Below are 22,770 nucleotides of genomic sequence, written 5' to 3'. Positions count from 1 at the left end.
GGGAAAAGAAAAGTGAGCAGTCAGTTGTTTGACGCAATTGAGAATTTAGGAAAAGAAAAAGGTATTGACAAAGATATATTATTAGAAGCTTTGGAAGCAGCATTAATTTCAGCATATAAAAAGAACTTTAAATCTGCTACAAATGTTCGTGTTGATTTGGATGAAAGCGCTGGAACAATGCGTGTTTTCTCTCGGAAAACAGTAGTAGACGAAGTAGAAGATAGTCAGCAAGAGATATCCTTAGATGAAGCAAAAAAAATTGATCCTAATTATGAGTTAGAGGATATTATTGAAGTAGAAGTGACCCCAAAGGATTTCGGACGAATTGCTGCCCAAGCTGCAAAGCAAGTTGTTACACAACGAGTAAGAGAAGCAGAACGTGGAGTTATTTTTGGTGAATATGCTGACCGAGAAGAAGATGTAATGACTGGTATTATTCAACGAAAAGATAGCCGTTTTGTATATGTGAATTTAGGGAAAATAGAAGCGAAATTGGCTGAAGCTGAACAAATGCCAACAGAAGAATATCATATCCACGATCGAATTAAAGTATTTGTAACGAAAGTTGAAAATACAAACAAAGGACCACAAATTTACATTTCAAGATCCCATCCAGGACTTCTAAAGAGATTGTTTGAGATGGAAGTGCCTGAAATTTATGATGGTATCGTAGAGATAAAATCAGTGGCTAGAGAAGCTGGGGATCGTTCCAAAATATCTGTTTATGCACCAGATCCTGAAATTGATCCAGTTGGTTCTTGTGTTGGGCAAAAAGGACAACGTGTTCAAGCGATAGTTAATGAGCTAAAAGGCGAGAAAATCGATATTGTTGAATGGTCAGAAGATCCAGTTGTATACGTATCTAATGCATTAAGTCCTTCTAAGGTTATTGATGTACTAGTTAATGAAGAGGAAAAATCAACAACAGTAATTGTTCCAGATTATCAACTTTCACTTGCGATTGGAAAGCGTGGTCAAAATGCTCGCTTAGCTGCGAAGTTAACTGGCTGGAAAATTGATATTAAAAGTGAATCGGAAGCTCGTGAAGAAGGGCTATTGACTGAAACAGAAAATACTTATTCCGATATCGAAGAAGTGGAAGAAGATTTATTCGAATAGAGGGGGTATTTTAATGGTCCAAAAACGAAAAGTTCCGGAGCGTAAGTGTGTTGTCACGAATGAAATGAAGCCCAAAAAAGAATTAATCCGTGTGGTTCGAAACAAAGAAGGAGAAGTCTTTGTTGATCCAACCGGTAAGAAGAATGGCCGTGGGGCGTATGTGTCCAAGGATATAGAAGTTATTGAAAAAGCAAAAAAAACTGGAGTACTAGCACGACAACTTAATGCACAAATCGATCCGATAGTTTATAACGAGCTAAGCGATTTGGTTCTTGGTGAGAAGAATGAAAAATGATTATCTAAACATGGTCGGGCTTGCTTATCGAGCTAGGAAATGTTCCTTAGGCGAAGAGACCATTGTAAAAGATATACAGAAAAAGCGTGCTAAGTTAGTTCTGATAGCTAAAGATATTGGACCTCAAACACATAAGAAGTTAACAAATAAGTGCAAATCGTATGATGTACCTTATGTCATCGTGGATGATCGGGATACATTGTCAAATGCGATTGGAAAATCCCAGAGAGTAGCAATTGCGATTTTAGATGAAGGCTTCGCAGCTAAGATTAAATCGTTACTCGGGTAAATAAATTCGGGGGTGAACGTATGAGTAAAATGCGTGTATATGAATATGCAAAACAAAATAACACAAGTAGTAAAGATGTTATAAACTATTTAAAAGAAATAAATGTGGAAGTATCGAATCATATGTCAACAATTTCTGATGATGTTATTTCCAAGTTAGATGGTAAATTTGGTACTGCAAAACGTTCTGAATCAAAAGGGAATAGCTCTAAGAAAGAGGAAAATAAGAACACGAACCAAAATAAAAAGTCTGTGCAGTCAGGATCAAATCATAATAAAGATCATAAAGGAAAACCCAATAAAAAGGGTAATCACCAACAAGGACAAAAAAATAAGCCTCAAAATAAAGATAAAAATAAAAAACAAAAAGGTAATAGAAACAAGCAGGCATATCAATCTCAACAGCCTGTAGTAAAAGAGACTCCAAAAGAAATTAAATATTCTGGTACACTAACTGTTAGTGAATTAGCTGAGAAATTAAATAAAGAGGCTTCTGAAATCATTAAAAAGCTTATGTTTTTAGGGGTAATGGCTACTAAAAACCAAGATTTAGATGATGATGCAATTGAATTAATTTGTTCAGAATTCGATGTGGAAGTAGAAAAAGAAATCGTATTGGAAGATACAGATTTTGATAAGTATGTTGAAGAAGATGATGAAGCAAATCTTCAAGAAAGACCTTCAGTTGTTACCATCATGGGACATGTTGACCATGGTAAAACAACGTTACTTGATGCAATTAGACATACTAAAGTAACAGAGGGTGAGGCAGGTGGAATTACCCAGCATATTGGGGCTTATCAAATTGAGAATGAAGGCAAAAAAATTACATTCTTAGATACACCTGGTCACGCCGCTTTTACTAGTATGCGTTCACGTGGTGCTCAAGTAACTGATATTGCTATATTAGTCGTAGCCGCAGATGATGGAGTAATGCCACAGACAGTGGAAGCAATTAACCATGCCAAAGCTGCTGAAGTTCCAATCATCGTTGCTGTAAACAAGATTGATAAAGAAGGTGCCAATCCTGATCGCGTAATGCAGGAGTTAACGGAGTATGAATTAATTCCAGAGGACTGGGGCGGAGAAACGATTTTTGTCCAATTGTCTGCACTACAAAACCAAGGTATTGATGATTTACTTGAAATGATTCTTCTTGTAAGTGAGGTTGAAGAGTTAAAAGCTAATCCAAATAAAAATGCATTTGGTACAGTAATTGAAGCGGAGCTTGATAAAGGTAGAGGATCTGTAGCTACATTATTAGTACAAAACGGTACATTACATGTTGGTGATTCCATTGTAGTCGGTAATACATTTGGACGTGTGCGTGCAATGGTTAATGATTTAGGCCAACGTGTAAAAGAAGCAGGACCATCTACTCCTGTTGAAATTACAGGTCTTAACGATGTACCTCAAGCTGGAGATCAATTCTTAGTATTTGATGATGAAAAGAAAGCACGTCAAATAGGAGAAGCTCGTCAACAAAAACAAATCCAAGAGAATCGTGGAGAGCAAACCAAAGTAAGCCTAGATGATTTATTCGAGCAAATCAAACAAGGTGAAATGAAAGAAATTAATGTTATTCTAAAAGCAGACGTTCAAGGTTCTGTTGAGGCATTAGCATCCTCCCTACAAAAAATTGAAGTAGAGGGCGTTAAGATTAAAATTATCCATACTGGTGTAGGAGCAATTACGGAATCAGATATTATTCTAGCTTCTGCTTCCAACGCAATTGTTATTGGGTTTAATGTTCGTCCAGATGCAAATGCTAAGAAAGCAGCAGATTCTGAAAATGTCGATGTACGTTTACACCGTGTAATTTATAAAGCAATTGAAGAAATAGAGGCTGCAATGAAAGGGTTACTTGACCCTGAATTTGAAGAAAAAGTTATTGGTCAGGCAGAGGTTCGTGAAACATTTAAAGTATCACGAATTGGAACAATTGCTGGAAGTTATGTAACGGAAGGTAAAATCACTCGTGATGCTGGTATTCGACTTATTCGCAACGGCGTAGTCCAATTTGAAGGAGAAATAGATGCACTTAAGCGTTTTAAAGATGACGTAAAAGAAGTTGCCACGAACTATGAATGTGGTATTACCATTAAAAATTTCAATGATATTAAAGAAGGCGATATTATTGAAGCGTTTGTGATGGAGGAAATTGAACGCAAATGATCTTCTACCTAGAAGTAGAATGTATGATGTATGAAGGTCATTCTTTAAAACAAAAACGATCTGTTATTAAACGAATTATGGCTAAACTACGTCATGAGTTCAATGTTGCTGTAACAGAGCTGGATTATCATGATTTATGGCAGCGAACCAAACTTGGGATCGTTACCATTTCAAATGAAAGAAAGCATGGAGAACAGATTATGCAAGAGGTTTTACGTGTGATCGATACGTATTCAGAGCTTGAGCGTACAGTAACGAATGTTGAGCGACTTTAGAAAAATCTCTTATTGGAGTGTAGGATCATAAACAGCACGAAGAATCCAATATCTTGCTTCGCATTCGTCATTATGTTGCTGGCGTATGCCAAGTTTCCTAATAAAGAGGTGATAGAAATGAGCAATTTACGTGCAAATCGTGTAGCAGAACAGATGAAAAAAGAATTAGGAGAAATACTAACTCGTAAAATTAAAGACCCACGTGTTGGGTTTGTAACTGTTACTGATGTAGAAGTGACTGGAGATTTACAACAAGCTACCATCTATATTTCCGTTCTTGGAGATGAAAAGAAGAAACATGATACATTATTGGGTCTTGCGAAAGCAAAGGGATTTATACGCTCTGAGATTGGAAATCGTATTCGCTTGCGAAAAACGCCAGAACTAACATTTGAGTTTGATGAAGCATTAGAACAGGGAAATCGAATCGAAACTATACTACGTGATTTAAACAAATAAAACCATTAAAATCTGGCTCATTATTACTACTAAATGGGTCAGATTTTTCCTTACCTAAAGGAAGGTGAATGACAATTGGACGGAATATTAGCTCTATGGAAACCAAGAGGAATGACTTCTCATGATTGTGTCATGAAGATTCGAAAACTATATAAAACGAAAAAAGTAGGACATACAGGTACTCTAGATCCTGAGGTTGAAGGTGTATTACCAATATGTATTGGCCAAGCTACAAAAATTGTTCCCTATCTTACGGAAACCAAAAAAGTTTATATTGCGGAAATTATGCTTGGGTCAGCAACAGAAACGGAAGATAGTTATGGTAAAATAATCGAAAAAGTAGATGTAAAGGAAATTCCATCTAAACAGAATATTGAAAACGTGTTACAATCTTTTAAGGGTGATATTGTGCAAATACCACCTATGTATTCTGCGGTTAAAGTAAACGGGAAGAAATTGTATGAGTATGCACGTGCTAATCAATATGTAGAGCGTCCAAAAAGAACGGTTACTATATATGATATTAAGCGCTTACCAAATGAGAAGAACGATCCAAGATATATTAGTATGGAAGTCGTTTGCTCCAAAGGTACATATATTCGTACATTATGTGTTGATATTGGAAAAGAATTAGGGTTCCCAGCACATATGTCTGATTTAGTTCGTATAGAAACTGGATCATTTACCAGAGATGAAACCGTAGATTTTCATGAGATTGAACAAGCAGTTGATGAAGGAAAACAAGCAGAGTTATTATTACCAATTGTAAGTGGGCTGAGCCATTTAGAGAGTTTCCGAGTTGATGAAAGCACGAAACGAAAAGTTCTAGTCGGACAAAAATTAGCGAAGCCTGAAACTATTCGGAGCACGAAACCATTTGTAATCATGTATGGGAAACAATTATTAGCAATATATCAAGTCCACCCAAATAATCCTGATGAAATTAAACCGGTTCGTGTTTTTTCATGAATGAGAAAGTTGTAGGTGATGAACAATGAGAACGATTGAATTAACATATCCTCATACTTTGTCAATCGAGGATCTACCTGAAACAGTATCAGCAATCGGTTTCTTTGATGGGATACATAAAGGTCACCAGCGTGTTATTCAAACGGCTGTTGAAGAAGCCAAACAGAGTGGGATGGAAAGCGCAGTTATTACGTTTCATCCACATCCATCTGTTGTCTTAAATAAAGAGAAAAAGCATGTTAAGTACATTACACCTATGCGAGAAAAAAAAGAAGTACTTACTAGAATGAATGTAGATCGCCTTTATATAATTACATTTAATAAAGAGCTTTCTTCGTTATCTCCAGAAGATTTTATTGACCACTTTATTATTGGCCTAAATATTAAACATTTAGTAGCAGGATTTGATTTTTCTTATGGTCATAAAGGAAAAGGAAATATGAATGTTATTGGCGACCATGCAAAAGGATTATTTACTTATACTACTGTAGATAAAGTGATCAATGAAGGAGAAAAAATTAGTTCGACAAGGATTAGAAAGCTTCTTGATCAAGGAAATGTAGAGAAGGTTCAAGAACTATTGGGACGACCGTTAAGTATCTCAGGTAAAGTAATTGAGGGGGCTAAACGGGGAAGGGAAATAGGTTTTCCTACAGCCAATATAGAAATTAACTCAGATGTACTATTACCTAAGCCAGGTATTTATGCAGTAAAAGTAATATATAAAAACACCCCATATGAAGGAATGGCAAGTCTAGGAATAAATCCTACTTTTACAGCAGATCGCGTTGATCTATCATTAGAAGTTAATATATTTGATTATAATAATGATATATATGGGGAAGAATTACAATTACAATGGTTTAAGTTTATTAGAGATGAAGAAAAGTTTGATAGTGTTGAAGAACTAATTGATCAAATTCATCATGATGAGAAAGTAATTCGTACTTATTTTAGTTAATCTAGTATTGCATATTCGTATTTTCCCTTGCATTTTGGTCGAAAAAGATGTACGATATAAAAGTTGAAACCTTCGCTTGGCAATTCGTAACTCCGACGTTTGCTAGGGGACAGGGGATATTTAATATTATTAGGAGGTGGGCCGAATGGCTATTACAAAAGAACGTAAGAATGAAATCATTAATGAGTACAAAGTTCATGAAAGTGATACTGGTTCTCCAGAAGTACAAATCGCTGTACTTACGGAAGAAATTACTACATTAAATGAACATTTACGTGTACACAAAAAAGATCATCATTCACGTCGTGGTCTTTTGAAAATGGTAGGTAAGCGTCGTAACTTGCTTAACTACTTACGTAATAAAGACGTTACTCGTTACCGTGAATTGATTAAAAACCTTGGCTTACGTAGATAAACTAAAAGCAGGAGTAATCCTGCTTTTTTTCATATATGTTTTATTAACCGACAAGTTTAACATACATAAAATTTACTTTATTGCTGATAAACTATAAAATAGGTACTAGAATGATTATTGAAAGGAGTACTACTACTAATGGCAGAAGAAAAACAAATATTCTCCACAGAAATTGCGGGCAAGCCGTTTATTATTGAAACTGGAGAATTAGCTAAGCAAGCAAATGGTGCATGTATGGTTCGTTATGGTGATACATCGGTATTATCTGTAGCAACAGCATCAAAAGAACCGAAGGATTTACCATTCTTTCCACTAACCGTTAACTATGAAGAGCGATTATATGCAGTCGGAAAGATTCCTGGAGGATTTATCAAACGTGAAGGAAGACCAAGTGAAAAAGCAATTTTAGCATCACGATTAATCGACCGACCAATCCGACCAATGTTTCCGGATGGGTTCCGTAATGAGGTACAAGTAATTAGTACCGTAATGAGCGTAGACCAAGACTGTTCAACTGAAATCGCGGCAATGGTCGGTTCATCTATTGCACTAAGTATCTCTGACATTCCATTTGCAGAGCCAATTGCAGGTGTGCATGTTGGACGAGTAGATGGCGAATTCATCATTAATCCCACGGTAGAACAGGAAGAGAAAAGCGATATTGATTTAACCGTAGCTGGTACGAAAGATGCAATTAATATGGTTGAGGCGGGTGCAAATGAAGTACCTGAAGAAACGATGCTTGAAGCGATCATGTTTGGACATGAAGAAATTAAGCGTTTAGTTGCTTTCCAAGAAGAGATTGTACAAGCAATTGGCCAAAAGAAATCAGAAGTATCTTTGTTTGAATTAGAAGAAGATTTACTTGCAAAAGTGGAATCTGAAGCTAAGGACAAGCTTTTAGAAGCAATTCAAGTAAAAGAAAAACATGCAAGAGAAGATGCGATTAATCAAGTCAAAGAAGAAGTACTTGTAGCATATGAAGAGGAAGAAGATGTAATTAAACAAGTTAAATCTATTTTAGATAAAATGGTTAAAGAAGAAGTCCGACGTTTAATTACAAAAGAGAAAATTCGTCCCGATGGTCGTAAACCGGATGAAATACGTACACTGTCATCTCGAATTAATGTGTTACCAAGAACTCATGGTTCTGGATTATTTACTAGAGGTCAAACACAAGCATTAAGCATCTGTACACTTGGCGCTTTAGGTGATGTACAAATCCTTGATGGTTTAGATCTAGAAGAATCCAAACGTTTTATGCACCACTATAACTTCCCACAATATAGTGTAGGTGAAACGGGACCAATTAGAGGACCAGGTCGTCGTGAAATTGGACATGGTGCATTAGGAGAACGTGCATTAGAAAAAGTTGTTCCATCAGAAAAAGACTTTCCATACACAATTCGTTTAGTATCTGAAGTTCTAGAATCAAATGGTTCTACTTCACAAGCAAGTATTTGTGCAAGTACATTAGCGATGATGGATGCGGGTGTTCCGATTAAAGCACCGGTGGCAGGTATTGCAATGGGCCTTGTTAAATCAGGTGATGATTATACCATTTTAACGGATATTCAAGGAATGGAAGATGCACTTGGTGATATGGACTTTAAAGTAGCAGGTACTGAAAAAGGTGTAACAGCTTTACAGATGGATATTAAGATTGATGGATTATCTAGAGAAATCCTTGAAGAAGCATTGACACAAGCGAAAAAAGGTCGTATGCAAATTCTTGAATCCATGCTAGCTACAATTAAAGAACCAAAACAAGAATTATCACAATATGCACCTAAAATCATGACAATGACAATTAATCCAGATAAAATTCGTGATGTTATTGGACCAAGTGGAAAACAGATTAACAAAATCATTGAAGAAACTGGTGTGAAAATTGATATTGAACAAGACGGTAGTGTCTTCATATCTTCTACTGATCCTGAGATGAACGAAAAAGCGAGGAAGATTATCGAAGATCTTGTACGTGAGGTTGAAGTTGGTCAGATGTACTTAGGAACGGTAAAACGTATTGAGAAATTTGGTGCATTCGTTGAATTGTTTAAAGGAAAAGACGGATTAGTTCATATTTCTGAATTAGCAGAAGAGCGTACCAATAAAGTAGAAGATGTTGTAAGTATTGGTGACCAAATCATGGTTAAAGTAAAAGAAATTGATAATCAAGGCCGTGTTAACCTTTCTCGTAAAGCGGTGCTTAAAGAGGAAAAGGAAAAAGCGGAAAAACTCAAATCATAGAAAAAGTAAGAAGCTGGAACCCCAGTTTCTTTTTTTATTATTGTCGTTTCCTAACTGGTTAGGGTGATTTTTTCGAAACAGATATTAACCACCCACGGCAAAGTAGACACTGTGATAGCGACTAAAAAGGAGCTTGAACAGATGCCGCCCTTGTGCTCGAAGTGAAAGCAAAATGTGTTTCCGGAGCGGTTTAAAAGCTCCAATCCATCAATTCTAGTTACTACGCATTCTATATCAACTACAAGGCTTAATAATAAAATAGGATATAGTCTTGTTTAAAATCAGATCATCTTTTTCATAACTTGTCCTCCTCGTTCATATAATCTGAAAGAGGAGGGAGAATGCATGTATCTATACAAAGATTTTATCAACCTTTGTGTGTTTATTATAGTTGTTGCTGTAACATTTAACCCAGAAACAAACCCTTTTGCTACAAATCATATAGATAGTGTTTCAGTTACCGAGGTTTCTAAAAATGATCCCTTATATGCTGAAATTCAACAAAAAAGCACTACCCTAGAGCAAGAACCACAAGACGCATATATTGATAAAGTATGGAAAAAAACCCCTGGTCTAAATGGTGTGCGAGTAAATTTAGACCGATCCTATAAGCAAATGAAAAAAGAAGGAAGATTTAACGAATCATTAATCGTTTATGATCAAGTATCTCCAGATGTAACCTTAGATGACTTGCCAGCTGCACCCATTTATCGTGGTCATCCAGAGAAACAAATGGTTTCTTTTTTGATCAATGTATCATGGGGTGAAAAATACATACCTGATATCCTAAATATTTTGAAAAAAAATAATGTAAAGGCTACATTTTTTATTGAAGGGAAATGGGCAAAAGAAAATATAGATTATGTAAAAATGATTAATGAACAGGGGCATACTATAGGTAATCATGCATACAATCATCCTGACATGTCTAGATTATCCGAACAAGCAATTGTTGAGCAGGTAACGAAAACTAATGAAGTGTTAAACGGAATTACCGGTGAGGAACCGAAATGGTTTGCTCCTCCAAGTGGTAGTTATTCCGATTTAGTTGTAAAGAAGATAGATCAAATAGGAATGGAAACGATCCTATGGACTGTAGATACGATTGATTGGAAGAATCCATCCGTTAGTGTTATGATGAATCGAGTAATGGGGAAAATACATCCAGGTGCAACTATTTTAATGCATCCAACGGAGTCTGTGGTTAATGCGCTTCCAAATATGATAGCCGATATTAAAGGAAATGGGTATAAAATTGGTACAATAGATCAATTATTGGACGAGAAAAGATAACCTATTAGATATCCCTAATGAACAGGAAGGTATAGGAGGCAACAATTTGATACAAAAACATACAAGTAAAAATGGACTGAGAGTCGTCTTAGAGAATATTCCATCAGTTCGTTCAGTAACAATAGGAATATGGGTATTAACGGGTTCAAGAAATGAAACAGAAATTAATAATGGTATATCGCATTTCTTAGAACATATGTTTTTTAAAGGTACCGATACTAGGTCTGCAATTGACATTGCTGAAGCTTTTGATTCGATCGGTGGTCAAGTGAATGCATTTACTTCTAAAGAATACACTTGCTACTATGCTAAAGTGCTTGATACACATAAAGATTTTGCATTAGAGGTATTAGCTGACATGTTTTTTAATTCTTCGTTTGATGCAGAAGAAATGGAGCGCGAGAAAAAAGTAGTTTATGAGGAAATAAAAATGTATGAGGATACCCCTGATGATATTGTACATGATTTATTAGCACGTGCATCATTTGGTGGGCATCCACTTGGATATCCAATCCTTGGGACAGAAGAGCATTTAAGAACATTCTCACCAGACATATTAAGAAATTATGTAAAAGATCGATATGCACCAGAAAATGTTGTCATATCTGTTGCAGGTAATGTAGATGAATCATTTATTCATAAAGTAGAAGGTTATTTTGGTAACTATGAATCACATCGTCATATAGAGTCCATTTCAGAACCGACATTTATGGCTAATCATATAGAGCGGAATAAAGAAACGGAGCAAGCGCATTTATGTATTGGTTACAATGGGCTATCTATTGATTCTGAAAACATATATAGTCTAATTATAATGAATAATGTCCTTGGTGGAAGTATGAGCTCTCGATTATTCCAAGAAGTTAGAGAAAAGCAAGGACTTGCCTATTCAGTGTTTTCCTACCACTCATCCTTTCTTGATAGTGGAATACTTACCGTCTATGCAGGTACAGGAAAAGAGCAATTACCTTTACTAAAAGAAACGATACAAAAAACCACCGATACTCTAATTACTAAAGGCCTAACCGATAAAGAATTGAAAAATAGTAAAGAACAACTAAAAGGAAGCCTAATGCTAAGTTTAGAAAGTACAAATAGTCGAATGAGTCGAAATGGAAAAAATGAGTTATTACTAAAAAGACACCGTACCTTAGATGAGATGATTGCCGAAATTGATGCAGTAAGTCATGATTCTATTCAAGAAGTAATTCACAAGATCTTTGAAAAAGAACCGTCAACCGCTTTAATTGCACCTAAAGTTTCATTTTAAGAGCCAATGTATAACATAGGCTCTTTTTTCTTTGCATATGTATATAGCAAAGAGATTTTAATGGAGGCTATACCAATGCGCTATAACGATATTAGTGGTAAGGAAATTGTAAATGTCAAACATGGTTCAAGGCTAGGAATATTAGGTCAAACCGATTTAGAAATCGATGAGAAGACGGGTCAGATTGAAGCGTTTATTTTACCAAATTATAAATGGTTTGGACTAAAGAAAGAGGGTGGTGAAACAAAAATTTATTGGAACTCCATTACTAAAATTGGTGAAGATATGATAATGATTGATATTGATTAAAATGGTAAAACCATTGATTAGGCTAGTGTCCAATATATGGATACTAGCCTTTTTTGTCGTTTTTTAAAAACTACTATTCACTAACAGCCCATAAATTCATAAGCTATAAAGAAAGTGGATTTTGAGAAGTTGTTTATTTTAGGTTCTTATATTTTCAGGTAACTTTATATAAACAACACGGACATATAGTTGTTTGGAGGGTGTTCAAAAGATGAAACGACTTATAGCAGTAATAGGTGGAGATGCAAGATATTTAGAACTCATTCGACAGTTAAAAAGTTTATCTGATACTGAAATTATTCTAGTAGGCTACGATAAATTAGAACAAGGCTTCACTGGGTTAAACCAGATGGATTTTGGAGATCTAGAGATTGATCAATTAGACGTGGTAATTTTACCAATTACAGGGACTGATAAAGAAGGAAATGTTGAGACCGTATTTTCCGATCAAGAAATAGCATTAACGAAAGAATGGTTTGAGCAGTTAAATGAAGGAGCATTAGTATTTACAGGTATTACAAATGACTATTTATCATCGGTTACACAAGACACGAATACAGATTTAGTGCCATTATTAAACCGTGATGATGTTGCTATTTATAATTCTATTCCTACTGCCGAAGGAACCATTATGATGGCAATTGAACATACTGATTATACGATCCATTCTTCGAAGGTAATTGTTGCAGGATTTGGCAGAGTAGGTCACACCGTGGCTAATAAATTCTCTGCACTTGGTGCAAAAGTATCAGTTGCAGCTAGAAGTACGAAAGACTTAGCGAGAATTACCGAAATGGGGCTCCATGCCATCCCGTTAGATGATTTAGCGGATTACACAAATGAATGTGATATTCTAATTAACACAATTCCAGCACTAGTAATTGATAAAAACTCCATTCAACATTTACCACCACATGCACTAATTCTTGATTTAGCTTCAAAACCTGGTGGTACAGATTTTGAGTTTGCAAAGCAGCGGGGTATAAAAGCAATTTTATCAAGAAGCTTGCCTAGTATTGTTGCCCCAAAAACGGCTGGAAAGATTTTAGCCGATGTAATTACGCAAATCTTATATGATCGAAAGGAGTTAGATGTATGAGTTTAGAAGGCAAAAGAATTGGCTTTGGGTTAACTGGTTCGCATTGTACCTATGATGATGTCTTTCCTCAACTAGAACGTCTAATGGAATTAGGAGCAGATGTTGTACCAATTGTATCTTATACAGTAAGAAATACAGATACCAAATTTGGAAAAGCGGAGGATCATATTGAAAAGATTGAATCCATCACAGGGAAAAGAGTTATCTCTACGATGCCAGAAGCAGAGCCATTAGGACCAACGTATCCTTTAGATTGTATGGTAATTGCCCCATTAACAGGTAATTCTATGAGTAAATTGGCAAATGCTTTAACAGATTCACCTCCTTTAATGGCAGCTAAAGCAACGATGCGAAATCAAAGTCCGGTTGTTTTAGGTATTTCTACAAATGATGCCTTAGGATTAAACGGAGTGAATCTAATGCGTTTAATGGCAAGTAAATTTATCTACTTCATTCCCTATGGTCAAGATGATCCTTACAAAAAACCAAATTCTTTAGTTGCCAAGATGGATTTACTTCCAGATACGATTAAAGCTGCACTTGATCGAAAGCAATTACAACCAGTTATTGTTCCTCATTTGGAATAAATATGGTAGAATTATTATTTATGATAGATAAACTATAAATGTGGATCGAGAAAGGAGTCGGACTAGATGACGGAAAGAAAAAAGTATAATGTAGCAGTAGTTGGAGCAACAGGGGCTGTAGGAGAAAAAATTATTAAAATACTTGAAGAAAAGGATTTTCCAATTCAAGAATTAAAACTTCTTTCTTCTAAACGATCGGCAGGTACAAAACTAGTATTTAAAAATGAAGAGATAACGGTTGAAGAAGCGACAGACGATAGTTTTAAAGGTGTAGATATTGCTCTATTTTCTGCTGGAGGAAGTGTATCGAAGCGATTTGCACCTTCAGCAATAAAACATGGAGCTGTCGTAGTTGATAATACAAGTGCATACCGTATGGACGAAAATGTTCCATTAGTTGTACCAGAAGTAAATGAAGCAGATATTGCTTCACATCAAGGAATTATTGCTAATCCTAATTGTTCAACGATACAAATGGTTACCGCATTAAAACCAATTCAAGATCATTTTGGATTATCCCGGGTAATTGTGTCCACTTACCAAGCAGTTTCTGGAGCAGGTGCCCAAGCAAATAACGAACTAGAGGAACAGTCGAAGCAATATTTAAATGGGGAAGAAATGCAAGCAGAAATATTACCTGTAAAAGGGGATAAAAAGCATTACCCTATTGCTTTTAATGCTTTGCCACAAATTGATGTGTTCCAGGAGAATGGATACACATTTGAAGAAATGAAAATGATTAATGAAACGAAAAAAATCATGCATACTCCAGAACTATCTGTTACTGCAACATGTGTTCGATTACCATTTTTCACTTCACATGCTGAAAGTATTTATGTAGAAGTAGAGAAAGATGGTTTGTCTGTAAAAGATATTTGGGAGGTACTTGAAAATGCGGATGGTGTCTTGTTAGAGGATGACCCAAGTACCCAAACGTATCCAACTCCATTAAGTGCAGCAAATAAAGAGGAAGTATTTGTTGGTCGTGTCAGAAAAGATTTAGATCATGAAAAAGGTTTTCATATGTGGGTCGTTTCCGACAACTTAATTAAAGGTGCAGCATGGAACACAGTTCAAATTGCTGAAAAACTAATTGCTAATAATTGGTTAAGTTAACTTGAAAAAAGTTATGTAAGGTAGAGGTGTAATAATGTGCAGATATTAGTTCAAAAATTTGGCGGGACTTCTGTACAGAATGAAGAGAATAGACTTCATGTGATAAAGCATATAAAAAAAGCCCTCTCAACTAACTATAAATTAGTCGTAGTAGTATCTGCATTAGGAAGAAGTCCAGAACCATATGCTACAGATACGTTACTAAAGCTCGTAAATTTCCCAGCAAACTACAACTCTAAACGGGAATTGGATTTACTCATGTCATGTGGGGAAACAATTTCCTCTGTAGTATTATCAAATGAATTACAAAAGAATCGAATTGATGCCATAGCGTTAACAGGCTCACAAGCGGGATTCATTACTAACTCCGATTTTAATCAAGCAAAGATAAAGAAAGTGAATCCGGAACGTATTAAGAAAGAACTAACCACACGGGATGTTGTCGTTGTAGCAGGCTTTCAAGGGCAGTCAGAAACTGGAGAGATCACAACTATTGGACGTGGTGGAAGTGATACAACAGCGGCAGCCCTTGGTGCGGCATTAGAAGCGGAACGAGTGGATATTTTCACAGATGTTAATGGGATTATGACAGCAGATCCACGGGTTGTTAAAGCTGCTCGCCCATTGGATATAGTTACCTATACAGAAATTTGTAATTTAGCTTATCAAGGTGCCAAGGTAATTCATCCAAGAGCTGTTGAAATTGCTATGCAAGCTAAGGTTCCGATTCGTGTACGCTCCACCTACGCAAAAGATGGAGGTACACTAGTAACTAATTCTAGAACGAAAGAATTTGGTAAGGATATAACCGATCGTCCGGTTACTGGAATTGCACATATGTCATCCATATGCCAGTTAAAAGTTCACACAAAGGAAGAGGCTTATCGTTACCAATCGGAAGTTTTTAAATCGATGGCCGACGCAGGGATTTCTGTTGATTTCATCAATATTTCACCAAGTGGCGTCGTGTATACTGTGCCAAATACACTGGCACAAAAAGCAGTTGAAGTATTAGAAATGCTTGGGTTTCAGCCGGAAATTACGGAAAACTGTGCAAAGGTTTCTGTTGTTGGTGCTGGTATGACTGGAATTCCTGGCGTAGCGTCCAAAATTGTCTCAGCTCTTACAAATCAAGGTGTTCAAATATTGCAGTCAGCTGATAGTCATACTACTATATGGGTCCTTATTCATGAGAAGGATCTTTTTACAGCGGTAAATGCATTGCACGATGTGTTTAAGTTGAGTAATATTAATAAAAAGGTACAGGATTTTATAATAGAAAGGTGAATGTAAATGGATTTCGGTAAAGTTCTTACAGCAATGATTACACCCTTTGATCAAGAAGGAAATATTGATTTCGATAAAACAAGTGAATTAGTAGAGTATCTAATAGCGAATGGAACGGACGGTCTTGTCGTAGCAGGAACAACAGGAGAATCTCCTACGTTATCCACCGATGAGAAGGTTCAATTATTCAATCATGTAGTTAAGGTTGTTAATAAAAGGGTGCCGGTAATTGCAGGAACTGGAAGCAATAATACCGCTACTTCCATTTCATTAACAAAAAAAGCAGAAGCTAGTGGTGTTGATGGAATCATGTTAGTCGCACCATATTATAATAAACCGAATCAACAAGGCTTATATGAACATTTTAAAACGATTGCAAATGAAACTAAATTACCTGTAATGCTGTATAACATCCCTGGTAGATCCGTGGTAAAGATGTCTTCTGAAACAATTATTCGCTTAAGTGAGATTGATAATATTGTTTCTGTAAAGGAAGCAAGTGGTGACTTAGATCAAGTCGCTGAAATTATTGAAAACACAAGCGATGATTTTAGCTTATACTCTGGAGACGATGGCTTAACATTGCCAATGCTCGCGGTTGGTGCTCATGGTGTGGTTTCAGTGGCATCCCATGTTATTGGTAATGAAATGCAATCTATGATCGATCATTATGTAAATGGTCGTAATAAAGAAGCGGCTTCCGGGCACCGTAAATTATTACCTGTTATGAACGCTTTATTTAGTGCACCATCTCCAACACCAGTTAAGGCTGCTTTAAAATTAAAGGGACTAGATGTTGGAAGTGTACGATTACCATTAGTACCACTAACGGAAGATGAACTAAATAATATTAAGAATGTTATTTTATAAGAATGATGAGGTAATATGAGAGATATCGGTAATTCAACTATCGATATCTTTCTTTTATGCATGTATTGAACATTTTACGATCATACTAAATTTAACACGTGTTAAAGGAGTGTCGTAAAATGGATAAAGACATGGAAAAAAAAGCACAACCACAGGAGGATCAATCGTCATCTAGTTCATCATTGGTGCAGAAGATTCAATCGTTAGGACAAACCAATGTACCTCAAGCACCAGATTCTAATATACATGTACTTTCAATCGTAGGACAAATTGAAGGACACATTCAATTGCCTCCTCAAAACAAAACAACAAAGTACGAGCATTTACTTCCTCAGCTAATTGCAATTGAGCAAAATCCAAAAATTGAAGGATTAATTATTTTACTAAATACAGTCGGTGGAGATGTAGAAGCAGGTCTTGCATTATCTGAAATGATTTCATCCATGTCCAAGCCTACCGTTTCGATTGTATTAGGTGGAGGGCATTCGATTGGAGTACCAATTGCTACATCAGCTAATTATTCTTTTATCGTTCCAACAGCAACCATGACGATCCACCCTGTTCGTTTGACAGGTCTAGTTATTGGCGTACCTCAGACGTTTGAATACTTAGATAAAATGCAGGACAGAGTTATTAATTTTGTTGTAAGTCATTCCAATATTAAAGAAGAAAAATTTAAAGATCTAATGTTTGCTAAAGGAAATTTGACGAGAGATATTGGTACTAATGTAGTTGGTAATGACGCAGTTGATTATGGCTTAATCGATGCTGTTGGCGGAGTGAAGGATGCAATGGAAAAAATCAATGAGTTAATAGAAAATACGAAAGGTAGTCAACAGGAGGTTATACAATGATCTTGTATACTCCGTTGGCAGAAACAGATATTTTTCCTAATGAAGCAGGTGAAAATGTTAATAGGGAATGCGTTTCATATAATGGAAAACAGGTCTATGTGGAAAGAAACAACGATGGAACATATCAAGTACTTCAACTGCTTTCAACAGACCCACAGGATTTTCTTGATAGTACGTATGCACCTGGAACAATTCTTAAATGAATTTTTTAATCATTCATTTACACATCTATGTTATACTAAATATAATTACATCTAAGAGAAACCCTTACCAACTATGTGGTAAGGGTTTACTCTGCTACATATCATTGTTTGATTTAACAGAGGTGAAACCCATGGCTAAAAAACGTAAAAAAAGAAAAAGTAAATTAAAAAAACAGGTAAAATATGAGTTGTTAGGACTTTTATTTATATTTCTAGCTATTTTCGGAAGTGGAGCGAGTGTTATAAGTGATGGAGCAATACCAGGAGGTTTAGAGCATTTATTTAGATTCTTTCTAGGAATATGGTATTTTGTTGCCTCAATTTTTCTATTGATTACAGGAGGTATTTTAGTAGTTAAAAGACGCTATCCAAATTTTGCACATAAAAAAATGATAGGATTTTATATCCTATTTACAGGTGTTTTACTGTTAACACATATCCAAACATTAGAACGATTATTGGTGACATCGACAGACGTTTCGATTATCAAAGCGACATGGAATAATTTTTTTGCATTCATTGATGGACAAGGCACCGCAGCTCAAACAGGTGGGGGAATGATTGGTGCGTTTATGTTTGCATTTTGTTATTATCTTTTCTCTTCTGTAGGAGCAAAAATAGTAGCTGTATTTTCAGTTATGATTGGACTTATGTTTATAACTGAGTTTTCATTAGGTGATTTTTTCTCTAAGTCTCTTAAAAGAACAAATAATATTGTACAGCAATTAAAGACAAAGTGGGTGGAATCCCGACAAGCTAAAAACGAGGAACAACCTATCGATGTCCCTGATGTAGTGGCTCCGGATCCAATAGATGTAGAACCAGAAGTTCAAGATTTCCCGGATGTTACCTATGCATTTGATGGAAGTAACGAAACACAATCTAACGCGGAAGAATTAAAGGGTGAACTGGAAAAAGAAGAGACTAACAGTGATGGCAATAGCGTCGACGATGAATTACTTGAGAATATGCCAATGACAGAACCCGAAAACTATGAATATATTCTTCCATCAACCAATTTACTAGCTGAACCAACCGTGAATTCTCAACAACATGAAAAATCTCAAATTCAAGCAACAGTTAGGAAACTTGAAAAAACGTTTCATAGTTTTGGTGTAAAAGCAAGAGTAACGAAGGTTAATGTTGGACCAGCAGTTACGAAGTATGAAGTATATCCAGAAGCAGGCGTAAAGGTTAGTAAAATTGTTAGTTTACATGATGATTTAGCTCTAGCCTTGGCAGCAAAGGATATCCGAATTGAGGCACCGATTCCTGGAAAATCTGCTGTAGGTATTGAAGTGCCTAATAATGAAGTTGCTATGGTTTCCTTAAGAGAAGTGCTAGATAGTATCGTTCATAATCAAACTTCAAAATTATTATTTGCTCTTGGACGAGATATTTCTGGTGATGCAGTTGTAGCAGAATTGAATAAAATGCCACATTTATTAATAGCTGGTGCTACTGGTAGCGGGAAAAGTGTGTGTGTAAATGGAATTATTACCACGATACTAATGCGTGCTAAACCGCATGAAGTAAAGATGATGATGATCGATCCGAAAAAAGTTGAACTAAATGTTTATAATGGAATCCCCCATCTCTTGGCACCGGTTGTAACAGATCCTAAAAAGGCTTCTCAAGCTTTGAAAAAAGTTGTTGCTGAAATGGAGCGAAGATATGAATTATTCTCCGATACAGGTACGAGAAATATAGAAGGATATAATGAATATGTTCGTAAATATAACCAGACAGTTGATGAAAGTGAGGCACAACCTAACTTACCATATATTGTAGTACTTGTTGATGAATTAGCAGACTTGATGATGGTTGCTTCAAATGATGTGGAGGATTCCATTACTAGACTTGCACAAATGGCCCGTGCTGCAGGAATTCATTTAATCATTGCAACCCAGCGTCCTTCTGTAGATGTTATTACTGGAGTAATTAAAGCAAATATTCCATCTAGAATTGCCTTTAGTGTTTCCTCAGCAACAGATTCCCGCACAATCCTGGATTCAGGTGGTGCTGAAAAGCTATTAGGCCGAGGAGATATGCTATTTGTACCTGTTGGAGCGTCTAAACCAACTCGTGTTCAGGGAGCATTTTTATCTGATGAAGAGGTAGAACGAATTGTTGATCACTGTATTGAACAACAAAAGGCATCCTATCAAGAGGAAATGATTCCAGAGGATGTTAGCGAATCACAAACAGAAGTAGATGATGAGTTGTATGACGATGCCGTGCAGCTTGTAATAGAAATGCAGAGTGCTAGTGTCTCCATGCTGCAACGAAGATTTAGAGTTGGATATACAAGAGCAGCAAGGCTGATTGATGCAATGGAAGATAGGGGAATCGTTGGCCCTTATGAAGGAAGTAAACCAAGGACTGTACTAGTATCTCAATTAAGTGAAGAAAAAACTTCCTAACTTGTAAAATGGACAAGTAACATAAGCAATTATGTTATCGTGTCCATTTTTTATGTCATCCTTTTCGACTAAAAACGACATATTTTATGAATAAATTAAGAAATTTGTCATCAAACTATTTATTTATTTTTAGAAAAATGATATGCTTATTTCAGCCAAAAATAGTCATACGTCAGAGGTCAGATCTCTCTGAAAGAATGAATCGACGACTAGGAGGGATTTCATGTCAATCAAGGCTGATTCACGTCATTTGTATCTCCAGGTAATAGATGAGATTAAACGTGATATTGAAAGCGGTGTATATAAAGCAAAAGAAAAATTACCATCGGAGTTTCAGCTTTCAAAAACGCTAGGGGTTTCTAGAGCTACATTACGAGAAGCATTACGAATACTAGAAGAAGACAATGTTGTTACTAGACGTCATGGCGTTGGAACCTTTGTTAATCAAAAACCTATTTTTTCGTCAGGCATTGAACAATTAACTAGTGTTACAGACATGATTGAACAATTTGGAAAAAATCCTGGGTCTTATTATCTATCTACAGATATCGTAGAACCGACTGAAGAAGAACGAGTGAAGTTTTCGACTAAAGAAGTCAAAACACTAGCAAAAATTGAACGAGTCCGAACCGCAGATGGCAATCCTGTTGTTTTCTGTATTGATAAGGTTCCAGAAGGATATGTCCCTTTAGAATTAGTGAAAAATGAAGATTCCTTATTTAAGTTGATGGAAGAGCATTCTAATAAACGAGTTTCATATGCGGTTACGTATATAGAACCTATTAGTTATCATGAGCGTATCTATAAAATACTAGAATGTGATCCGGATCAACCATTGTTATTACTTAAGCAAATGCATTATACGGATGATGATGAGCCAGTATTATATTCTGCTAACTATTTCCGTTCTGATGTGTTTAGTTTTTATGTTTTAAGAAAGCGCTTATAAAATGGAATTTTCATCCATTTTAGGAGGTGGTCGTTGGAGAGGAATACAAAGTGTTATTTATCACATTATAAGATGGAATAGATTACAAAAGGAGGCAATTACATTGAAAAAGTTTACACTATTATTCGCACTTTTATTAACCTTAGGCATGCTACTTGCGGCATGTGGCGGTGGAGCAGATGAAGAGGATACAACAAACGAAGATAATACTGGTGGCGATGATGCTACTGAAGAAGCAGGAGATTTCAGTGCTGCAATGGTAACTGACATTGGTGGTGTTGATGATAAATCATTCAACCAATCAGCATGGGAAGGTTTAACTGCTTGGGGCGAGGAAAATGGCCTATCAAAAGGAAATGGAATTGACTATGCGCAATCTAATGATAAGGCAGATTATGTTCCAAACTTAACTCGTCTAGTTCGTGACGAATATGATTTAATCTTTGGTATTGGATTTGAATTAAAAGAGGATCTTCAAACAATCGCAGATCAATATGAGGATACAAACTTTGCATTAGTGGATGACACTGTTGATGCACCGAATGCAGTTAGTATTTTATTTAAAGAACATCAAGGATCATTCTTAGTTGGTGTTGCAGCAGCTCATAAAACAAAGACTAATAAATTAGGTTTTGTTGGTGGTGTTGATTCTCCGCTAATCAATAAATTTGAATCTGGATTTATTGCTGGTGCAAAATCTGTAAATCCTGACATTGAAATTGAAATAGAGTATGCAGAATCATTTGGTGATGCTGCAAAAGGTAAAAGTATTGCATCTTATATGTATGACAGTGGTGTAGACGTAATTTACCATGCTTCTGGTGGTACTGGTAATGGAGTATTCAACCAAGCTAAAGATATCAAGCAAAATGATCCAGACCGTGAAATTTGGGTAATCGGTGTTGACCGTGACCAGCACGAAGAAGGTGCAATTGGTGATCATAACGTTACATTAACTTCAATGGTTAAGCGTGTTGACATTGCTGTTCAAGATGTAACGAACTTTGCAATGAATGGTGAATTCCCAGGTGGAGAAACACTTGAGTTTGGTTTAGAGGAAGATGGTATTAGTGTTGCTACCACCAACTCTGAAGCTATGACTGAAGAGATTATCAATGAAGTACAACAGTGGGAAGAAAAAATACGTAATGGCGAGATAGATGTACCTCAAACTCGTGAAGAAACTGAAGCATTTGTGGATGCACTATAAACATATCTTGGAAAAGGCTGTTAGAACAGCCTTTTCCAAATTATAAAATCTTCAACTGAAGAGGATTTTTACAAGGAAGATCCTTTTCATTTGG

General features: G+C 36.0%; 23 protein-coding genes. All 23 read left to right on the top strand.

The window, feature by feature from the left end:
• Positions 1-12 precede the first annotated feature (12 nt).
• The 23 genes from nusA (at position 13) to GMD78_RS16010 (ending at position 22,676) form a co-directional block, all read left to right on the top strand.
• Complete coding sequence (gene nusA / locus GMD78_RS16120; protein ID WP_343042385.1) at positions 13-1,119, top strand: transcription termination factor NusA; 1,107 nt, start codon at positions 13-15, stop codon at positions 1,117-1,119.
• Positions 1,120-1,132: 13 nt separating this feature from the next.
• Positions 1,133-1,414, top strand: coding sequence for an RNase P modulator RnpM (rnpM, locus tag GMD78_RS16115; RefSeq protein WP_155670124.1), 282 nt, complete (start codon positions 1,133-1,135; stop codon positions 1,412-1,414).
• A complete protein-coding gene (locus GMD78_RS16110; protein ID WP_155670287.1) occupies positions 1,404-1,703 on the top strand; it encodes a L7Ae/L30e/S12e/Gadd45 family ribosomal protein in 300 nt (99 codons plus the stop codon). Before rnpM ends, GMD78_RS16110 begins: the two co-directional genes overlap by 11 nt.
• A 20-nt stretch (positions 1,704-1,723) precedes the next feature.
• Positions 1,724-3,877: a translation initiation factor IF-2 gene (infB, locus tag GMD78_RS16105; RefSeq protein ID WP_155670122.1), complete on the top strand. Its 2,154-nt coding sequence runs from the start codon at positions 1,724-1,726 to the stop codon at positions 3,875-3,877.
• The gene (locus GMD78_RS16100; protein WP_155670119.1) at positions 3,874-4,152 is read left to right on the top strand and encodes a DUF503 domain-containing protein; all 279 of its coding nucleotides are present in this window, start codon (positions 3,874-3,876) and stop codon (positions 4,150-4,152) included. Before infB ends, GMD78_RS16100 begins: the two co-directional genes overlap by 4 nt.
• A gap of 117 nt (positions 4,153-4,269) precedes the next feature.
• Positions 4,270-4,611, top strand: a complete 342-nt coding sequence (gene rbfA, locus GMD78_RS16095; RefSeq protein WP_155670117.1) for a 30S ribosome-binding factor RbfA — start codon at positions 4,270-4,272, stop codon at positions 4,609-4,611.
• A gap of 75 nt (positions 4,612-4,686) precedes the next feature.
• The gene (gene truB, locus GMD78_RS16090) at positions 4,687-5,580 is read left to right on the top strand and encodes a tRNA pseudouridine(55) synthase TruB (protein WP_155670115.1); all 894 of its coding nucleotides are present in this window, start codon (positions 4,687-4,689) and stop codon (positions 5,578-5,580) included.
• Between the two features lie 25 nt (positions 5,581-5,605).
• Positions 5,606-6,541, top strand: coding sequence for a bifunctional riboflavin kinase/FAD synthetase (locus GMD78_RS16085; protein WP_155670113.1), 936 nt, complete (start codon positions 5,606-5,608; stop codon positions 6,539-6,541).
• A gap of 145 nt (positions 6,542-6,686) precedes the next feature.
• A complete protein-coding gene (rpsO, locus tag GMD78_RS16080; RefSeq protein ID WP_155670111.1) occupies positions 6,687-6,956 on the top strand; it encodes a 30S ribosomal protein S15 in 270 nt (89 codons plus the stop codon).
• A 138-nt stretch (positions 6,957-7,094) separates the two neighbouring features.
• Positions 7,095-9,206 carry a polyribonucleotide nucleotidyltransferase gene (locus GMD78_RS16075; protein WP_155670109.1) on the top strand — a complete coding sequence of 704 codons (2,112 nt, stop codon included), beginning with the start codon at positions 7,095-7,097 and terminating at the stop codon, positions 9,204-9,206.
• 345 nt (positions 9,207-9,551) lie between these two features.
• Positions 9,552-10,499: a polysaccharide deacetylase family protein gene (locus tag GMD78_RS16070; RefSeq protein WP_155670107.1), complete on the top strand. Its 948-nt coding sequence runs from the start codon at positions 9,552-9,554 to the stop codon at positions 10,497-10,499.
• 46 nt (positions 10,500-10,545) lie between these two features.
• Positions 10,546-11,769 (top strand): M16 family metallopeptidase, encoded by a 1,224-nt coding sequence (locus GMD78_RS16065; protein WP_155670105.1) that lies wholly within the window; start codon positions 10,546-10,548, stop codon positions 11,767-11,769.
• A gap of 75 nt (positions 11,770-11,844) precedes the next feature.
• Positions 11,845-12,078 carry a YlmC/YmxH family sporulation protein gene (locus GMD78_RS16060; protein ID WP_155670103.1) on the top strand — a complete coding sequence of 78 codons (234 nt, stop codon included), beginning with the start codon at positions 11,845-11,847 and terminating at the stop codon, positions 12,076-12,078.
• Between the two features lie 211 nt (positions 12,079-12,289).
• Positions 12,290-13,177: a dipicolinic acid synthetase subunit A gene (gene dpaA / locus GMD78_RS16055; protein ID WP_155670101.1), complete on the top strand. Its 888-nt coding sequence runs from the start codon at positions 12,290-12,292 to the stop codon at positions 13,175-13,177.
• Complete coding sequence (dpaB, locus tag GMD78_RS16050; protein ID WP_155670099.1) at positions 13,174-13,764, top strand: dipicolinate synthase subunit B; 591 nt, start codon at positions 13,174-13,176, stop codon at positions 13,762-13,764. The genes dpaA and dpaB overlap by 4 nt, the downstream gene beginning before the upstream one ends.
• Positions 13,765-13,830: 66 nt before the next feature.
• Complete coding sequence (asd, locus tag GMD78_RS16045) at positions 13,831-14,880, top strand: aspartate-semialdehyde dehydrogenase (RefSeq protein WP_155670097.1); 1,050 nt, start codon at positions 13,831-13,833, stop codon at positions 14,878-14,880.
• A 36-nt stretch (positions 14,881-14,916) separates the two neighbouring features.
• Entirely contained in the window at positions 14,917-16,167 is a 1,251-nt protein-coding gene (gene dapG, locus GMD78_RS16040) for an aspartate kinase (RefSeq protein ID WP_343042384.1), read from the top strand.
• Between the two features lie 6 nt (positions 16,168-16,173).
• Positions 16,174-17,037, top strand: coding sequence for a 4-hydroxy-tetrahydrodipicolinate synthase (gene dapA / locus GMD78_RS16035; protein WP_155670095.1), 864 nt, complete (start codon positions 16,174-16,176; stop codon positions 17,035-17,037).
• Between the two features lie 119 nt (positions 17,038-17,156).
• Positions 17,157-17,891, top strand: a complete 735-nt coding sequence (locus GMD78_RS16030; protein ID WP_155670093.1) for a ClpP family protease — start codon at positions 17,157-17,159, stop codon at positions 17,889-17,891.
• Complete coding sequence (locus tag GMD78_RS16025; protein ID WP_155670091.1) at positions 17,888-18,094, top strand: YlzJ-like family protein; 207 nt, start codon at positions 17,888-17,890, stop codon at positions 18,092-18,094. The genes GMD78_RS16030 and GMD78_RS16025 overlap by 4 nt, the downstream gene beginning before the upstream one ends.
• Before the next feature lie 131 nt (positions 18,095-18,225).
• A complete protein-coding gene (locus GMD78_RS16020) occupies positions 18,226-20,517 on the top strand; it encodes an FtsK/SpoIIIE family DNA translocase (RefSeq protein WP_155670089.1) in 2,292 nt (763 codons plus the stop codon).
• 223 nt (positions 20,518-20,740) lie between these two features.
• Entirely contained in the window at positions 20,741-21,466 is a 726-nt protein-coding gene (locus GMD78_RS16015) for a GntR family transcriptional regulator (RefSeq protein WP_155670087.1), read from the top strand.
• A gap of 103 nt (positions 21,467-21,569) precedes the next feature.
• A complete protein-coding gene (locus GMD78_RS16010; protein WP_425495061.1) occupies positions 21,570-22,676 on the top strand; it encodes a BMP family lipoprotein in 1,107 nt (368 codons plus the stop codon).
• Positions 22,677-22,770: the final 94 nt, after the last annotated feature.

The sequence above is a fragment of the Ornithinibacillus caprae genome, from assembly GCF_009728145.1.
Taxonomy (GTDB): Bacteria; Bacillota; Bacilli; order Bacillales; family Amphibacillaceae; genus Ornithinibacillus; species Ornithinibacillus caprae.
This window is presented reverse-complemented; position numbering and strand designations above follow the sequence as displayed.

What these genes read in the sequence shown, in the direction of transcription:
- dpaB (WP_155670099.1), top strand. Translation starts at nt 13,174, where the DNA reads ATGAGTTTAGAAGGCAAAAGAATTGGCTTTGGGTTAACTGGTTCGCAT.
- GMD78_RS16025 (WP_155670091.1), top strand. Translation starts at nt 17,888, where the DNA reads ATGATCTTGTATACTCCGTTGGCAGAAACAGATATTTTTCCTAATGAA.
- GMD78_RS16075 (WP_155670109.1), top strand. Translation starts at nt 7,095, where the DNA reads ATGGCAGAAGAAAAACAAATATTCTCCACAGAAATTGCGGGCAAGCCG.
- GMD78_RS16015 (WP_155670087.1), top strand. Translation starts at nt 20,741, where the DNA reads ATGTCAATCAAGGCTGATTCACGTCATTTGTATCTCCAGGTAATAGAT.
- GMD78_RS16110 (WP_155670287.1), top strand. Translation starts at nt 1,404, where the DNA reads ATGAAAAATGATTATCTAAACATGGTCGGGCTTGCTTATCGAGCTAGG.
- GMD78_RS16060 (WP_155670103.1), top strand. Translation starts at nt 11,845, where the DNA reads ATGCGCTATAACGATATTAGTGGTAAGGAAATTGTAAATGTCAAACAT.
- GMD78_RS16070 (WP_155670107.1), top strand. Translation starts at nt 9,552, where the DNA reads ATGTATCTATACAAAGATTTTATCAACCTTTGTGTGTTTATTATAGTT.
- GMD78_RS16085 (WP_155670113.1), top strand. Translation starts at nt 5,606, where the DNA reads ATGAGAACGATTGAATTAACATATCCTCATACTTTGTCAATCGAGGAT.
- GMD78_RS16100 (WP_155670119.1), top strand. Translation starts at nt 3,874, where the DNA reads ATGATCTTCTACCTAGAAGTAGAATGTATGATGTATGAAGGTCATTCT.
- rnpM (WP_155670124.1), top strand. Translation starts at nt 1,133, where the DNA reads ATGGTCCAAAAACGAAAAGTTCCGGAGCGTAAGTGTGTTGTCACGAAT.
- GMD78_RS16020 (WP_155670089.1), top strand. Translation starts at nt 18,226, where the DNA reads ATGGCTAAAAAACGTAAAAAAAGAAAAAGTAAATTAAAAAAACAGGTA.
- dapA (WP_155670095.1), top strand. Translation starts at nt 16,174, where the DNA reads ATGGATTTCGGTAAAGTTCTTACAGCAATGATTACACCCTTTGATCAA.
- infB (WP_155670122.1), top strand. Translation starts at nt 1,724, where the DNA reads ATGAGTAAAATGCGTGTATATGAATATGCAAAACAAAATAACACAAGT.
- rpsO (WP_155670111.1), top strand. Translation starts at nt 6,687, where the DNA reads ATGGCTATTACAAAAGAACGTAAGAATGAAATCATTAATGAGTACAAA.
- GMD78_RS16030 (WP_155670093.1), top strand. Translation starts at nt 17,157, where the DNA reads ATGGATAAAGACATGGAAAAAAAAGCACAACCACAGGAGGATCAATCG.
- asd (WP_155670097.1), top strand. Translation starts at nt 13,831, where the DNA reads ATGACGGAAAGAAAAAAGTATAATGTAGCAGTAGTTGGAGCAACAGGG.
- rbfA (WP_155670117.1), top strand. Translation starts at nt 4,270, where the DNA reads ATGAGCAATTTACGTGCAAATCGTGTAGCAGAACAGATGAAAAAAGAA.
- dpaA (WP_155670101.1), top strand. Translation starts at nt 12,290, where the DNA reads ATGAAACGACTTATAGCAGTAATAGGTGGAGATGCAAGATATTTAGAA.